This window comes from Streptomyces sp. A 4/2 (assembly GCF_940670765.1).
GTDB lineage: Bacteria > Actinomycetota > Actinomycetes > Streptomycetales > Streptomycetaceae > Streptomyces.
Window position 1 is genome coordinate 1 of the sequence record NZ_CALNVW010000089.1, and the last position, 644, is coordinate 644.

Consider the following 644-nt stretch of genomic DNA (forward strand, 5'->3'; position numbering starts at 1 on the left):
CGGTGATCGCGTCCCGCTCGGCGGCGGTGAGGCTCTGCAGCAGCTTCCGGGACTCGGCCAGCTTGCCCTGGACCGCCTGCTTGTTCTCCGCGAGCTTCTTACGCGTCGACGCGAGGTCCTTCAGCTTGTCCTGCGCCTCGGAACGCTGCTGGGCGAGGGTCCGCTGCTTGGCCTGGATCTTCTTGAGCGCGTCGGCCTGCTGCGTGCTCAACTGGTCCTGAGCCGTGGCCCTGTCGAGGAAGTTGTCCGGGTCGGACGAGAGGAACAGCTGCACGGACGGGTCGATACCACCCGAACGGTACTGCGCACTCGCCATCGAACCGAGCTGCCCACGGAGCTTGTTGAGCTCCTGCTGACCACGCGCGACCGTGTCCTGGAGATCGCCGACCTGCTTCTTCAGCTTGTCCTGCTGCTCCTGGGCCCCGTTCAGCTTCTCGGTGGCCTTCTCCGTGTCCTCGGAGAGCTTGTCGACCTGGGCCTTGACCTCGCTCTTGGTCGGCTTCGGGTCGGCGTGCGCGGCCTGGGAGGTCAGGGCCACGGCTGCGGCAGCGGTCGCGGTGAGCACGGTCACACGAGTGCGACTCGCAGGCTTGGGTCGACGGTGGGACGCCACGGAGGCGAGCTCCTTCTTCCTCAGCCGCCGA

At 67.4% G+C, this 644-nt stretch carries 1 protein-coding gene; it reads right to left on the reverse strand.

All coding sequences use genetic code 11. The features are described from left to right. Positions 1–613 (reverse strand): coiled-coil domain-containing protein (locus NBY69_RS37145; protein ID WP_374211390.1); only part of this gene is annotated, 613 nt, incomplete at its 3' end. Positions 614–644: the final 31 nt, after the last annotated feature.